General features: G+C 68.7%; 12 protein-coding genes. 5 read left to right on the plus strand and 7 right to left on the minus strand.

The genetic code is table 11. The annotated features are described in order from the left end of the window. Window position 1: 1 nt before the first annotated feature. Entirely contained in the window at window positions 2-274 is a 273-nt protein-coding gene (locus ACSDQ9_RS07925; protein WP_435145807.1) for a DUF7218 family protein, read from the plus strand. A 244-nt stretch (window positions 275-518) separates the two neighbouring features. Here the strand turns inward: ACSDQ9_RS07925 and ACSDQ9_RS07930 are convergent, their stop codons facing one another. Beyond that, the gene (locus ACSDQ9_RS07930; protein WP_435145808.1) at window positions 519-1,265 is read right to left on the minus strand and encodes an ArsR/SmtB family transcription factor; all 747 of its coding nucleotides are present in this window, start codon (window positions 1,263-1,265) and stop codon (window positions 519-521) included. A gap of 32 nt (window positions 1,266-1,297) precedes the next feature. Beyond that, window positions 1,298-1,828 (minus strand): hypothetical protein, encoded by a 531-nt coding sequence (locus ACSDQ9_RS07935; protein WP_435145810.1) that lies wholly within the window; start codon window positions 1,826-1,828, stop codon window positions 1,298-1,300. Between the two features lie 664 nt (window positions 1,829-2,492). On the opposite strand from ACSDQ9_RS07935, the gene ACSDQ9_RS07940 reads away from it, so the two are divergent. Continuing rightward, window positions 2,493-3,791, plus strand: a complete 1,299-nt coding sequence (locus ACSDQ9_RS07940) for a DUF6884 domain-containing protein (RefSeq protein WP_435145812.1) — start codon at window positions 2,493-2,495, stop codon at window positions 3,789-3,791. Window positions 3,792-3,986: 195 nt separating this feature from the next. Beyond that, window positions 3,987-5,276 carry a hypothetical protein gene (locus ACSDQ9_RS07945; RefSeq protein ID WP_435145814.1) on the plus strand — a complete coding sequence of 430 codons (1,290 nt, stop codon included), beginning with the start codon at window positions 3,987-3,989 and terminating at the stop codon, window positions 5,274-5,276. Window positions 5,277-6,270: 994 nt separating this feature from the next. Here the strand turns inward: ACSDQ9_RS07945 and ACSDQ9_RS07950 are convergent. The 5 genes from ACSDQ9_RS07950 to ACSDQ9_RS07970 form a co-directional block, all read right to left on the minus strand. Beyond that, window positions 6,271-6,456 carry an ATP-binding protein gene (locus tag ACSDQ9_RS07950; protein ID WP_435146338.1) on the minus strand — a complete coding sequence of 62 codons (186 nt, stop codon included), beginning with the start codon at window positions 6,454-6,456 and terminating at the stop codon, window positions 6,271-6,273. A 168-nt stretch (window positions 6,457-6,624) separates the two neighbouring features. Next, window positions 6,625-7,671 carry a Gfo/Idh/MocA family protein gene (locus ACSDQ9_RS07955; RefSeq protein WP_435145816.1) on the minus strand — a complete coding sequence of 349 codons (1,047 nt, stop codon included), beginning with the start codon at window positions 7,669-7,671 and terminating at the stop codon, window positions 6,625-6,627. Between the two features lie 202 nt (window positions 7,672-7,873). Further along, on the minus strand, window positions 7,874-10,015 hold the full coding sequence (locus ACSDQ9_RS07960; RefSeq protein WP_435145818.1) for a sialate O-acetylesterase: 2,142 nt from the start codon (window positions 10,013-10,015) through the stop codon (window positions 7,874-7,876). Between the two features lie 146 nt (window positions 10,016-10,161). Beyond that, a complete protein-coding gene (locus tag ACSDQ9_RS07965; protein WP_435145820.1) occupies window positions 10,162-11,094 on the minus strand; it encodes an AraC family transcriptional regulator in 933 nt (310 codons plus the stop codon). 80 nt (window positions 11,095-11,174) lie between these two features. Further along, complete coding sequence (locus ACSDQ9_RS07970) at window positions 11,175-12,029, minus strand: phytanoyl-CoA dioxygenase family protein (protein WP_435145822.1); 855 nt, start codon at window positions 12,027-12,029, stop codon at window positions 11,175-11,177. 219 nt (window positions 12,030-12,248) lie between these two features. Here ACSDQ9_RS07970 and ACSDQ9_RS07975 point away from each other — a divergent pair, with 219 nt between their 5' ends. Beyond that, window positions 12,249-13,430 (plus strand): MFS transporter, encoded by a 1,182-nt coding sequence (locus ACSDQ9_RS07975; RefSeq protein ID WP_435145824.1) that lies wholly within the window; start codon window positions 12,249-12,251, stop codon window positions 13,428-13,430. A 12-nt stretch (window positions 13,431-13,442) separates the two neighbouring features. Beyond that, complete coding sequence (locus tag ACSDQ9_RS07980; RefSeq protein ID WP_435145826.1) at window positions 13,443-14,120, plus strand: hypothetical protein; 678 nt, start codon at window positions 13,443-13,445, stop codon at window positions 14,118-14,120.

A 14,120-nucleotide genomic window follows, 5' to 3' on the forward strand; every position in this document is an offset into this window, starting at 1 on the left:
AATGCCGAAGAAGAAGACACCGGCACCCTCGGTCAAGGACCCGGAGCTGTACGAGGCCCTGCGCGACGACGGGGCCAGCAAGGAGAAGGCGGCCAGGATTGCCAACGCCGCTGCGGCGACGTCGCGGGAGGAGGTCGGCCGCAAGGGTGCCGAGGCCGAAGACTACGAGGACCGGACGAAGAAGGAACTCATGGATCGGGCGCGCGAGATCGGGATCGAGGGTCGCTCATCGATGTCGAAGGATGAACTGATCGACGCGTTGCGCAACCACTGAGTCACGTCACACAGCCAGTGAGGTCAACCGGCGAGGGCGGCGGCGAGGAGGACCACCGTCGTCGTCACCTCGACCACCGCGCCGAAGGGGCCGCCGGTGAGGCCGCCGAAGCGGCGGCGGAGGAACCCCGCCCACCCGACGCCGACGACGAGGCGAGCAGCGCGCCGCCACCCAGGACCGTGACCAGCCAGGCGAGCCCCGCGGCGACCCCGCCCAGCACGGCGCTGCCGTCGCCATGCGGCGATCAGGCCAAGCTGCCGCTCCGTGCCTCGATCACGCTCTTGAACGTCGAATAGATCCACGGCGTCGCTTCGATCGACTGGGCGGTGGTGACCGGCCCGTTCTTGGACTGGATCACGACGAACTTGGTCTGCCCCTTCTCCTCTGTCAGCTCGTACTCTGTCAGGCCGGGCGCCTCGGCCTCGACCTCCGGGTCCCAATGGCAGTCGAACGTGATGGCGAGGTACTCGGGCTCGCGCACCTCGACGACCTCGCCGTCGATGAGCACATCGCCGCTTGCCGTGGAGTACGAGTAGCGCGTCCCCTTCTCCCACGTGGCCTCCGTGATGGATCCATAGAGCCATTCGAGCGGACGGCCGGTGGCGGTGAGCTCGTCCCAGACCGCCTGCCGAGGCGCGTCGATGTACACGGTGTAGACGTGTCGGTCGTTCATTGCATTCTCCTTGTGTTCGACGGAGGCCTTGAGGCCGAGCAGGCGATCCGCTGTCGCGGCGCCGAAGTTGGAGAGCCAGCGACGCTGGATCTCGCGTAGGGGGACAGCGTTGAGGTAGTGGAGCTTGAGTCGACCGTCGCGCCTCGACGAGATCAGATCGGCTGCCTCCAAGACGTCAAGGTGAGAACTGACGCCATAACGAGTCATGTTCGGGAGGACCTCGCACAGCTCACCCAAGCTTTGGCCGTCGCGACTGCGCAGGCTGTCGAGGAGCATCCGGCGGGATGGATCCGCCAAGGCCCTGAACACGTCCTCCATGGACCGATGATGTGTGACCAAATACTCACATGTCAAGGGCTGCCCGCCGTCGTGCTGTCGCTCTTCCTCGGCGCGCTGGGGTCCTGCCCCTGGATCTTCAGGTCTGCGAGGTTCAGCAATTCCTTGGCGATCGCAGTGGCGGCGGAGGTCGACTCACCGACGGAGAGCATGTCGCCGGGCTTGTGGCCGACGACGAACTGGATCTCGCCGTCGCGGCGGGAGAACCGCATGTCGGCGTCCAGGCTCTTGACGGCTTCGAGGCCGAGGCGCATCTGCTTCCACATCTCGTCGTGGATGTTGATGCGCAGGTCGCCGGGGGCCTTGATCTCGCGCATGGCGCGCCCCCACGACGACAGGCAGGTCAAGGCGATGCCCATGGCCTCGTCGCCGAGGGGTTCGAGGCGCGACAGGGAGAACGACTGGATCGGCGCCGTCCAGTCGACGGCGATGGTGGTGGGAGCGTCGAACAGGCCGGCCAGTGCCCCGGTGACCAGTTGGCCGAGGGCGTCGCGCAGCAGGCGGGTCTCGTCGAGGAACTGTCCGACCGGTGGCCTGATGAACAATCAGGCGGCCCACGGCCATTCCAGCGGAGTCGCAGCGGGCCCGCGCCCTGCGCCTTCCATTGCTTCGCCTGCCCGGACAGTCACCTAACCCGCTCTCCACAAGGAACGACACGTCGGCACAGGGCTGGAGCGCGGCTCTGGAAAGGCGGATGTGGGCACCTCCCGACGCAGCGGACGGGTAACGATGACGTGGTCCTCTCTCCCCACAGGCCCGCTCACTTGGGGCCAAAGAAGGGAAGTCCCATGACCGCGCATACCTACGAGTCACTGCCTGCGACAGCTGTCCGGATCGGGGTAAGCGTGAAGACCCTGCGTCGCCGGATTGCCGAGGGCGTGCTCCCCGTCAACCGGTGCGGCCGGATCCTCACGCTCGCCCCACGCGACGTCGACGCTTTGTTCCATCGTTGCCCGCACCCGACCTCGCTGTCACGGCCGCGGTCGCTGACCGAGTGAGTCGGCTACCTCGCGTCGCCCTGCCAGCAGCTTGAGAGTGCTTGTTCGCGTTGGTCGGGAAGAGGACTGCTGCGGGCAGCGGTCACGCGCTGGCGGGGCGGCTGTGGGCATCGCGGATCGCTGTGGGCTGGGTTCGCTGCGCCGGCACCGTGCCGACGCGTGGGCGGACAAGCAGCCCCGTTGCGCCCACACCCCGGTCAGAATGGCAAGCATGGCCAATTGGGATCCGCTCCGCGAGGCACTCCGTGACGTTGATGAGCGCACGTTTGACTGGGAGGAACTGGATGCGCTCGTTGGCGGGCTGCCGGCGTCGGCGAGGAATCACCGCGCATTCTGGTCAGGTGCGAGGTCCGGGTGGCCGGGCTTCACGACGACCGATGTCGTCCCCGGCCGGTGCGTGACGTTCATCCGCGCTGGTAGCCCTGATCGGCCGGTGCACCGCCATCTCCCCAAGCCAGACCCATCGCTGGCTCCAGTTCGGTCATCGGGTGGGCCCGACATCGTGCTCGTGGGCTGCGTGAAGAGCAAACAGAGCCGTGCTGCCCCTGCCAAGGATCTGTACGTCTCGGACCTGTTCCGCAAGGCGCGTCGATACGCCGAGGAGACAACGGAGCGCTGGTACATCCTGTCCGCGAAGTACGGACTCGTGGCGCCGGAAGAGGTGATCGAGCCCTACGAACTTCACCTCGCCAGGGCCTCGGCCTCCTATCGTCGCCAGTGGGGGATCTCGGTGACTCACCAACTGCTGGCAGCGTCCGGCACTCTTGAGGGGCGTGTGATCGAGGTGCATGCGGGGGCTGCCTACACCGACGCCATCCGGGCCCACCTACTAGCGGCGGGTGCGCAGGTGGTCGAGCCGCTGGCTGGGCTCACGCTCGGGCAGCGGCTGGGGTGGTACAGCGCCGTGGGTGGCTCGGCGCCCGGCACGCAGCCGCCGTCGGCGTCCCTGTTGGTGGATCAGCTTCGGCGGGCCGATCACGCTTTGACCCCGAAGGACTTCGTGGCGACCCAGGGGGCTGGGTTTGGCGGGCCTGGCCTTTACAGCTGGTGGGTGGACGACGCCGGCGCGCGCGACCTCAGCGAAGGGCTCGGCCATCCAATCGGCAGCGGGTTGATCTACGCGGGGCTCGCGGGCGCCACCCGAGCCAAGAGCGGTCAGAAGTCGTCAAACACCCTGTGGGGTCGCATCCGCGGCATGCACTTGGGCGGACGCCACGACTTTTCGACCTTTCGCCGCACGCTCGGTGCGGTGCTCGCCTCCCAGCGTGGGGAATCCACGATCGACGAGGACCGGCTGACCCGATGGATGTATGAGCACCTTCGGGTCATCGCCGTCCCGGTGGCCGACGCCGACGCCCTCGACCAACTCGAGACGCGCGTGCTCGGTGCGCTCGATCCGCCCCTCAACCTCGCGAAGATGCCGCGGACCCACGCCCGGGCCCGGCTGACCGACTTACGGCGCAGAGTCGCGTCGGACAGTCGAGTCGCCTCCGACGATCAACGAAGGTAACTGGCCGCTAGGTGTACCCGGCCATGGCTCGTCGTCAGTTCTGGTGACGCAGGGAGACAGGCCCGCCGCGGCACGATAGGGCTTGCGCGTCGGGTGGACCAGCCGAAAGGCCACCCTCGCGCACCCTGCGACATGGGTGGCGCGGAATACGCCGCCATCCTCGGATTGTCGCTGGGTCCGAATAGCCTGTGGCCCATGGAGCCCCTGCTGATCGTCGCTGCAATCATCGCGGTGCTGGTGGCCGCCGCGCTGCTCTGGCGATTCGCCAAGCGCCCTGCGCCAAGCGACCCACAGCACGAGGACGCCACCGAGGTCCCCGAGGCTGAGATGGCCCCGGAGTACCCGTTGGCAGGCGTGCTCGTGTCGCAGGAGGTGCTTCGCGTCGTCGACTCTTCGGCCATGACTGTCTGGGAAGCACTTGAAGAGGCCGCGGTTCCGATCGCTGTCGAGTACCGTCCAGTTGCCGAAGCAGAGATCGCGAAGTTTCATACAGTGCCGGTCAACACTTCGGCCCAGCAGTCGATGGTCGAGATCGTGAAGGCTCTGAACCCGGCCAACCCCACGCTCTATCGTGTCCTGCTTCCCAAGGGGGCCGAACTGGTGAAGGCAGTGGGGACCTCGGGTTTCAGGGGCTTCGCCCGCAACGGGACGGGTATCACGGCACAAGCCGTCTTGAAGCCGGTGGCGGCCGGCGGAGCGATTGCTGCCGGCTGGCCGGTGTTCGCAGTCGCCGGCACGGTCATGGTCGTCGACATGGTCGCCCAGCGCGAGTTGCGCGCCCACCAGCGGAAGGTGGAGGCGCTCCTGGGCCGCCAGGAGGAGCGGCACTACGTCGAGCGGATCAAGGACCAACGATCCGCTGATGCTCAGCTGACCCGGGCGATCAGCCTGATGCTCGACGGCCACAACCCGAATCTCGATCTGGCTCTCAAGAGCGCCTACGACGAGTTCCATCGCTCCCAGCAGTTCTTGGATAAGCACCAAGGTCTCATCAAGAAGCTCGTCGACGCGGACGGCAAGGTCGACTACCGTCGGCTCGAGGAACTCCTCGCCCATAATCGCGAGGACATCGACTACGTCATCCGCGGACTCCACATGGCTCGTGGTGCAATCGCAATCAGGCGAAAAGCACTTCTGGCTGATGCTGCCGGGATTGCGCTCGCAGATCCACAGAACCCGTACAGGGCGCTCCGCAAATTCCTGGACTCGCAGGCCCACCAGCTCGAAGAGGCGGACCGTGCAGCCGCGTCAATCACGGAGCAACTCACGACGATCGAGTTGAAGGGCCGCTGGCACGACAGCGTCAAGTCAGTCACAAAACGTCAAGAGCAGATCCGTGCACTGGCCGCCTCCCCCACTGGCAAGGAGCACGACGTGGAGCTTCTCTTCCTCAGCACCGCCGATGGCGAGATCGTGCAGGTCATCTCTGTAGACGATGGAGGCGAGCGGGAGACCAAGCAGATCGCCTCCACAGACGAAGCCTGATGGGAAGTGGCGGCCCACGTCATCGCGCCCGAGGGTACTCGTGCCGTTCACTGAGCACATTCGGGGAGGGCACGAAAACTCAAGTCGTCGTCTGAAGCGGTCAGATTCTCGTCGATGGTCGCCGTACGGATGTCTCGAGGTCGACCACCCCCGTGCCTGCCGGCACGACGACTCGCGCGTGCTGACCGGGGGACCCTGCCACCACAGGCGCACATCTGCGCGGGTCAACTCGGTGACGCGCACACCGCCGAGGCTGTGCTTCGCGACGGGCTTGCCCTTGATCATCCCCCGCCGTGTGATCGTCGCCGGCTCGGCAAGGATGTAGAACTTCAGGAGCTGTCGGTAGCGGTCCCGCGACGTGGCAGCGAGTTCACTGCGCTCCAAGTACTGCGAGCTGTAGGCGCCGATGGTGGGCACCGCCGCCGCTGCCTGCCTGACGGCTTCCTTGCGCTGGCGCTCCTCCTCGGCTTCGCGGAATCGGTCTATCGGCGGAGTCCAGTCGCCGCGATCGATCAGCCGATGTTCCCGGTCGAGCCACCCCCAGGCGTCCCCCTTCGCATCAAACGTCTGGAGCGCGGTGTACCGGGTGCCCGGATAACCGCCGCGAACGCTGCCGAGGATGTAGGACGCATGGTAACGCCCGGAGGGAAGCTGACGAACCTTGCCCCACGGTCGCCGGCCCTCCGCCATGGCTCAGCCCCCTCTCGCTTCCTCTGCCGCCGCATCTCGTAACAGATTGAAGAACGATTCGTGCCCCGAGTGTGCCCCGAGATTCGCTTGCCATGCCTACGCGTGTCCACGCAAAGCGAATAGTGATGAACCAGACACCCTAGTCAGACGCCATATCCACCCTCTGACAAGGAATCGGAAGTTGCGAGTTTGCGAGTTCGAATCTCGTATCCTCCGCCAGCCTCCCAGAGGGCAGAAGCCCCCCGGTCACCGTGGGGGGCTTCTGTGGTCCTGGGAGCCGCCACCGCGCAGACGGCCCGCGACCTCAACGCGCAGGTGGCGGGGTAGGGGTGAGCAGCAGCCCGAGCACGTACAACAGAGTGGACTTGCCGCGCCCCGACGGGCCGGTGAGCGCGGTGATCCGGCCGGGGGTGAACTCGTGGGTGAGCCCGTCGAACAGGTCGTCGTCGCCGCGCCGGAAGCGGAAATGGAGTCCCTCGACGGCCAGCATGCTCACGTCAGCCGCCGGACGACTCGGACGAGGTGGCGCTGGGTTGGAGTACTCCTCGTTACTCGATAGGTCTTGACTCAGTAGTGGCGGGGCGCACTGATCCTCCGGCCCCGACCCCGACGAGCACGCATGCCATGCGCCCCCTGATCACTGCTGACTCCGCCCCCTTCAGACCGCGTATCCGCGCCTCTCGGCATTTAGCTGGGCGGTGATCGCCAGCCGCATGACGGTGAACATCTGCTCCTGCTCGGCCGCGTCCATGCCCTCCGACAAGGCCTTCACCAGATTGGGGTAGTAGTCGAGGGCGACGTCTTCGCAGTGGATGTACTCGGTGCCGTTGTCGTCCACCACGAACAGGTGATCGGTGCCCTCACGTCCCTCGATGTCGACGTACTTGCGCAGCTCGATGTAGCCCTTGGTGCCCAGAATCACGAGTCGACCGTCGCCCCAGGTGGGCAGGCCCTGCGGATTGAACCAGTCGACGCGAATGTAACCCTGGGCGTCGCCGGCCTTGAGCACGATCTCGCCGAAGTCCTGCATCTTCGGGGTGTCAGGGTGGGCGAAATTGCCCACAGCGGAGTGCACGATCTCGCCGTCGGACTGACCGGTGAACCACAGGAACTGGTCGATCTGGTGCGAGGCGATGTCGCACAGGATTCCGCCGAAACGCGAGTCGTCGTAGAACCACTCCGGACGACCCGTCGCCCCGGTGCCCAGATGAACCTTGTCGATCTCACGGTGGGGGCCGAGCCCCAGCGTCTGCACGACGGTGCCGATGCGACCCTCACGCACCAACTGCCCGGCCTTGGTGACGCTGGGCACCTCGAAGCGCTCCGAGAAGGTCACCGACCAGAACTTGCCCGACTCGGTGACCGCGTCGCGAATGGCCTGCAGTTGCTCGAAGGTGGTGGCGCCGGGCTTGTCGGTGACGACGTGGTGCCCCGAGCGCAGGGCCTTCACGGTGATCTCGGCGCGATCGGCGGGCACCGCCGCGGTGACCACGATGTCGATGCTGGGGTCACCGTAGATTTCCTCGGCATCGTCGACCCAGCGGAAGTCCGGGTAGTTCTGCTTGACCGTCTGGGCCACGGCGGACGAGGGATCACCGGTCCACAGGCCGACGAGCTCACCCCCCTGCTCGAGCAGGCCCTTGACCTGGCCGTAGATGTGGGCGTGGTCGAGTCCGATGGCGGCGAAGCGGAAGGGTGCAGTCATGGGCTCCACCCTAGGAAGGCGTTCCCCGGCCCCCGCGGCCTTGCCAAAGGTTGCCGAGCCCCGGGCAGCAGGACGATGGGGGTGACCGGCGCGACGTGGTCACACTGCAGCAGCACAGGGCCAACGGTCCGCACCAGGGATCGATGGCCCTGTACTGCTGCGGTTTGACCACCATCGACCCACAACCCCAGCCACCCAGACCTCAGCCGACCCGAACCCCCGCGAACGCCAGCAGCCCCGGCCCACCCGAGGCCCTGACCCACGGCCCCGACCCGAAGTGGCCCAGATAGCGCACCTCAGCACCCGCCGCCACGTCGGAGGCTGCCGTCAGCTTCAGTCGTCCGTTCTCGAAGGTGACCGACGTGACCACGGTGCCGGCGATCACGAAGTTTCGCTCGGCGCCGGGGTCGACGGTGAGCGTGTCGGCGTCGCGCAGGCTGAGCCAGACCACCCGGCCGTTCTGCCGATCCAGCTGGGCCGCGGCCACGTCGGGCGCCTGCACGCCCTGCCCCGGGGCGCCGTACAGGTCGGCCGCGAGCACCCGGTAGTTCCAGTCCCCCAGCACCCGGTAGCCGCCCTCGAAGTCGAAGTGGCAGTCGATCTGGGCGTTCAGGCCGTTGGTCGACAGCAGGCGCACGTCGAGTCGTCCGCGCAGTTCACGCTGCCCCTCTCGCAGGGCGATCGCGGCCGGGTCGTCGCAGGGCGAGGCACGCACCTGGTGCACGTAGATGCGCGGCCCGTCGAGGTCGTCGCGCCAGTCGGCCACCAGTTGGCTGAACCCGGCCACGTGCACGGAGGCCTTGTCGTGGTCACCCTCACCCTGGTACCAGAACACCCCCGACAACTTCTGCTGCACCCCGGCACCACGCAGCCGCAGGATCGTGCGGCCGTAGTTGGTGTCGGGGTCGGCGGCCCCGTCGACGGACCGCTGGAAGAAGCCGATCGGCTTGCCGCCGTGGCCGCCGTTGATGATCGCCACCGGCACCTTCTGCTCGGTCACGATGCGGTGCCCCATCTCGGCCGCCCACTGCCCGATCGAGCCGGCATTGCCGAGCGTGTCGGCGACCCCCAGATTCCACTGGTCGTCGGCGAGGCTGGCCGCGGTCAACCAGGTCTGCGAGCCGTAACTGCGGACGAACCGCGACTCCGCCGCGTGCCCCGTGCCCTTGATGCGCGCCGCCACCGCGTTCGACTGCCCCTCGACCAGGATCACGTCGCCGGCCAGCACGTCCTCGGCCCGCCAGACCACCCGCTCGACCGCACCCGACGTGGCGCGCAGTTCGAAGGTGGTTCCCGCCAGGGCCACCGGAATGGTCACCTCGGACGAGAACCGCCCCTGCGACAGCGGCAGGTCGGTCACGGTGGTCGAGCCCGCCCGGGTCGTCGCCAGCCGCACGCGCACCGACGGGCCGGTGACCCGACCCGCGATGGTCGTGCGCACCTGCGCGGCCCCCGGTTCGCGCGCGAACAACTGCAGCGGCTTGGGCCCGGTCTCGACCACCGCCGAGGCCTCGCGGGCGTAGAACGTCAGCCGCCTGGTCGAGAACTCCCCGGCGTTCTGCGCGAACGTCCAGTCGGGATTGGTGTGACCCGCGTCCTGCCCGGCCGCCGAGCCGATGCCGACGTCGAGGCTCGAACGGCCCGCCCACCCGTTGACGGCCAGCACGGTGGCCGACGTGCGGGCCGCGGCATCGACGCTGTGCACCTGGAAGGAGCCGAACTCACCGCCGCTGGGGGTGTCGTCGGCGTCGAAGACCTCGTCGGAGGGGTACTCGTCGCCGGCGTAGCGCCCGGGCACCTGCCGCGACGCCAGCGCCGAGTACGAATTGGGCCACATCTCGAGCCAGCCGCTGCCGTGCTCCACCGCGGGCACCGAGCCGTCGCTGCTGGCCACCGTGAGGTCGCGGGCGGACTGGCGGGTGATGGCGCCGACCCCGATGGGCATCCCCAGATCGGACTCCTTGCCCGTCGGCAGCATCGACGCGAACGCCCACCGGCTGCTGGCCTTGTCGCCCAGTTCAAGGCAGTAGCCCACGCGTTCGGGCACGAACCCCTGCGGCACCTGGTCATAGGCGTAGGCGGGCGGGGTGGTCGTCCAACTGGCGTGTTCGGGCAGGTCGAGCACCCTCATCGGCACGAGCCCCTCGGCCTCGGCGGCTGCGTCGCAGGCGGTCGTCGGACGACCGTCCGCCCCGGTCACCAGCGGCGTGGTAGGGGCGTCGGGCGTGCGCTGCAGCAGGCGCTGGGCGAGCACTCCGGCCACCCCGACGGCGACCACGAGCGCCGTGACCAGGACCACGAGCAGCCACGGGGGCACCGCAAGCGGGCGGTGGCGTCGGCGCATGGTGCAGGTCTCCGGGGCGAGGGGTGGGGCTGGTTCATCTTCCCCCGGGGTACCGCGGGCGACCAAACCCGCAGCCCCCGACCAAACCCGCAGCCCGTGACCACCCCGCAGCCCGTGACCACCCCGCAGCCCGTGACCACGAGGGGTCACCCCTGGCGCGCCGCCCCCCTGTGCACGGTTCCGTTCGTGCGCCGGTACTCGCTCGGCGACTGCCCCAGCACCTCACGGAAGGCGGCCCGGAACGACGCCACGTCGAGATAGCCCACCCGCGCCGCCACGTCGGTGACGCTGTCGTCGCCGTCGCGCAGCAACCCGGCCGCCCGCTCCACCCGCAGCCGACGCAGGGTGACCATCAGCGACTCCCCCGCCTGCTGCCGGAAGAGGCGCTCGGCATGCCGTTCCGACAGGTGCACGGCCGCCGCGACGTCGCGCACGGCGACGGGCCGTCCGAGATTGTCACGCAGGTAACGCACCATCACCCGGTACTGCTGCTCGCCGCGGTCGCGCGGGGGTGGTTCGACGGCCAGGGTGTCGGGGGCGGCGAAGGCACGCCCGGTCTCGACCACCAGCGCTGCCCCGAGAGCGCGCAGAACTCCGGCGGCGCCCGACCTCGGAGACCTCGCCTCGGCGGCCAGCGCACTGACCAACGCGGGCAGCGACCCCACCCGCGTCGAGACCACCGGGCCGTGGTCGAGCCCGAGCGCCCAGGCGGGCATCGGCACCGGCAGTGACCCGACCAGGTCGAGCCCCCAGAAGGCGATACCGAGGGGGTCGTCGGTGCTCGACTCGATCTCGTGCAGCACGCCGGGGCGGGCAAGGAAGACCTGACCCGGGGTGATGGTGAACACCTCGTCGCCGTGCCGGAACTCCCCCGCGCCCGCATAGGCCAGACAGACCTCGTAGTAGGAGTGCCGGTGCCACCAGTTGCGCCAGGGCACGCCACCGTGGGCCGCGTCTGGGTAGAAGCCCCAGTCGGTGAAATCGACGTCGCACCCGTCGATGCGGGTGGCGGTCAATCGTCCGATCAGCGCCGACACGTCGGCCTGACCGAGCGCCTCGTGGTCAGGATGCAGCACCACAGCCGAGGCATTGTCTGGTGCGCAATGCTCGGCCCGTGGTGCTGCATCCTGACCACCATCGAAGGAAGCCGGGGCGGGACTCATCCCCCCATCATGGCGGGCTGACCGGCTGCCGGGGCCGGCGGCTCCCCACCCGAGCGGCCGCTCGGGTCGACTCCGGCCAGGATCATGCCCTGCCCCAGCGAGTGGTCGTGCGACTTCACGGTCGGACGATCCGCCGGATCCCGGAACTGCACGAGCCAGGTGGTGCGGGCCTCGTCGGCGACGTTCACCCCGGAGGCATGCACCGTCAGGTAGGGGAAGAAGATGGCGTCACCGGCCTCGCACTCGAGGTCGATCGCCGTGGCCGGGTCGATGTCGGGCAGGTGGAAGCCTCCGTTCGAGTCGTGCTCGCGGGGGCCCTCGAGATGGCTGCCCGGCACCACCTTCACGCAGCCCTTGGCGACCGGGGCGTCGTCGAAGTGGAAGATCACGGCGCCGACCTTGTGGTCGCGATGCGGGAAGAACGGATAGTCCTGGTGGAACGGGAACGGCGATCCGTTGGCCGGCGGCTTCACGAAGGCCTTGGTGTGGTGCAACTGCAGGTTGGGGGTGCCCAGCACCGCCGACGCCACCTCGGTGAAGCGAGGGTCGACCAGCAGCCGGCTGAAGGCCGCCGAGTAGAACTGCGCGTCATGCAGGTGCTGCAGGCTGGTCTTGACCCCGCCGGCGACCTCGGCGGCCGACCCCCAGGTCGGGTCGTCGTTGCGGTTCAGCGCGGCCAGCAGCCGGTGCGTCTCGGCCCGGTAGGCGGCGGCCTCGTCCTTGCTGAGCAGGCCCTTCACGCGGACGAACCCCTGCTCGGCGTACTGGCGGGCGTAGTCGGCGAGCACCTCGTCGGCGTACGTGGCGGGCGGCGCGGTCAGGTCGGTCTGCGGCGCTGCAGTGATGGTCATGGTGGCCCTCCTGGGCTTCGTTGTCGGTGACTCCGACGCTACGGCGCCCGCCCGGGAGCGACAACGGGATCGACGGACGGCGATGGGGGGTGATCCGGACACGGCCGCCAGACACGGCTCCCACTCGACGCACCCAGCCGGCCGTGAGCGAAGACCCGTCCTTGAGCGAAAAACATGGGCAACCGCGCCCTCGAACTGAACGAGTGACAGGGTGTCGGGGTGCAGCGATTCCTGGTGTCGGCCTCCGCCCTGCTCTGGGGACTGTTGTTCAGCTTCCTCGGCCCAACCATCGCCCTGCTGCTCACCGAGTTGTTCGGCGCCACCGCGCAGCAGGTCGGCTGGATCCTGGGCGGCTACAACGCCTTCGGGCTGGTCGTCTCGCTGCTGATTCCGGGCTTCGCCGACCGGATCGGCGACTACCTGCGCCCCATGCTGGTCTGCGGGCTGGCGTCGGTGGCTTGGGCGGGCGTGATGCTGGCCGCGGGCTCCCTGTGGTTGGGCGTCGCGTCGATGCTGCTGCTCGCCGCCCCCGCCACGGTGGGCATGACGCTGCTGTTCGCCCACATGCGGCACGCGGGGTTCACCGCCTCCGACGTGCTCAACGTGCGCGCCTGGGTCTCGTTCGCCTGGATCGCCGGCCAGCCGCTGGCCACCTTCGCCATCGGCGCCGCCGGACCTCACGCGGTGCTCTGGTTGATTCTCGGGGCCGGGGTGCTGGTCAGCGCCGTCACCGTGGCGCTGCAGGCGACTCGTCCGAGCATGACCACCGACGACGCAGCCGCCGCGTCGACCATCACCCCCGAACTGCAGATCTCACGGCTCAGCCTGGTGGCGATCTTCGCGGCGTTCGTGCTGCTCAGCGCCGGCAACGCGGCCACCGTCGCGGTCACCCAGCTGCTCGTGCACGACCACCGCGGACTGCCCGTCTTCTGGGCCGGCATCGCACTCGGCACCGCCGCCGGCCTCGAGGCCCCCGCCCTGATGCTGCTCGGACGACTCAACCGCCGCTTCTCGCCGTTCGCGCTGGTGGCGACGGGGGCGGTGAGCTTCATGGTCTACTACGCGGGCATGTCGGTGATCACCAACCCGTGGCTGCTGGTGCCCTGGCAGGCCTTCAAGTCGTGGGGCTTCGCCACCATGACCGGGGTGGGGCTGACGCTCTTCCAGTCGATCATCGCCCGGCCCGGGCTGGCCTCGGGACTGTTCAACAATGCCTCGAAGGTCGGGGCGATTCTCTCGGGCGCCATCATCGCCCTAGGCGCCACCGCCACCTGGAGCTACCCGGGCGTGTTCTATCTGGCGATTCCGACCACCCTGGTGGGGCTGCTGTTGGTGCTGATCGCCGGACGAACGGCGACCCCCGCGGCGAGGGCCACCGTGGCGCCCGAACCGGTCGCCTGACACAGTTCGTGCATGGACGACTCCGCCTCCCCCGCCATCCGCCCCGGGCAATTGCTGGCGCTCTGGACGAGCCCGACCGAGGCCTTGGCGCGCGCCCGGGCAGCGATCCGACCGGTGCTGCTGTCGTCCGCGCTGAGCGTGGGCTTCGTGACCATGGCCGTGATCGTGGGCCGCTGGTGGGCCTGGGTGATCGCGGGGTTGGCCCTCGCCAGTCTCGTGCTGACCGTGCTGCTCTGGGTCAACCACCGGTCGACAGCCAAGCTACGGGGCGATGACCTGATCGACCTCGTGGTCATGCCCGATCACCTGCTGGTGGCCGGCGCCCTTCGCCTCGACTGGGCCGAGATTTCCGCGGTCGAGGTCGTCACCCACGACCGCATCAATCTGCACGACCACCCCCGCGGCGACCGACTGGGGCTGGCGATCGCGGCGAAGGCCTTCCACGACGGTCTCAACCACCTGGAGGTGAGGTTCCGGCTGCCCGACGCCAAGGGGGTGCTCGCCCGAGCCACCACCACCGTGCAGAAGGCCCAGATCATCGACGAGATCGGCGCCCGGGCGGGGTTCACGCTGATCAGCCTGGCCGAACGCACCGATGCCGAGCGCGAGCAGGCCCTGCGGACGATCGCCGAGCAGGCCGACCGCCACGGCGTGCCCGTCGAGGTGGTGCAGGGCGATCCGCGGGCCTGA

It is taken from the genome of Aestuariimicrobium soli (assembly GCF_051192575.1).
GTDB lineage: Bacteria > Actinomycetota > Actinomycetes > Propionibacteriales > Propionibacteriaceae > Aestuariimicrobium > Aestuariimicrobium soli.

Bases quoted from the DNA above. Each gene is read 5' to 3' on its own strand.
- ACSDQ9_RS07925 (WP_435145807.1), top strand. From the start codon at position 2: ATGCCGAAGAAGAAGACACCGGCACCCTCGGTCAAGGACCCGGAGCTG.
- ACSDQ9_RS07930 (WP_435145808.1), bottom strand. From the start codon at position 1,265: ATGGAGGACGTGTTCAGGGCCTTGGCGGATCCATCCCGCCGGATGCTC.
- ACSDQ9_RS07940 (WP_435145812.1), top strand. From the start codon at position 2,493: ATGGCCAATTGGGATCCGCTCCGCGAGGCACTCCGTGACGTTGATGAG.
- ACSDQ9_RS07945 (WP_435145814.1), top strand. From the start codon at position 3,987: ATGGAGCCCCTGCTGATCGTCGCTGCAATCATCGCGGTGCTGGTGGCC.
- ACSDQ9_RS07950 (WP_435146338.1), bottom strand. From the start codon at position 6,456: ATGCTGGCCGTCGAGGGACTCCATTTCCGCTTCCGGCGCGGCGACGAC.
- ACSDQ9_RS07955 (WP_435145816.1), bottom strand. From the start codon at position 7,671: ATGACTGCACCCTTCCGCTTCGCCGCCATCGGACTCGACCACGCCCAC.
- ACSDQ9_RS07960 (WP_435145818.1), bottom strand. From the start codon at position 10,015: ATGCGCCGACGCCACCGCCCGCTTGCGGTGCCCCCGTGGCTGCTCGTG.
- ACSDQ9_RS07970 (WP_435145822.1), bottom strand. From the start codon at position 12,029: ATGACCATCACTGCAGCGCCGCAGACCGACCTGACCGCGCCGCCCGCC.
- ACSDQ9_RS07980 (WP_435145826.1), top strand. From the start codon at position 13,443: ATGGACGACTCCGCCTCCCCCGCCATCCGCCCCGGGCAATTGCTGGCG.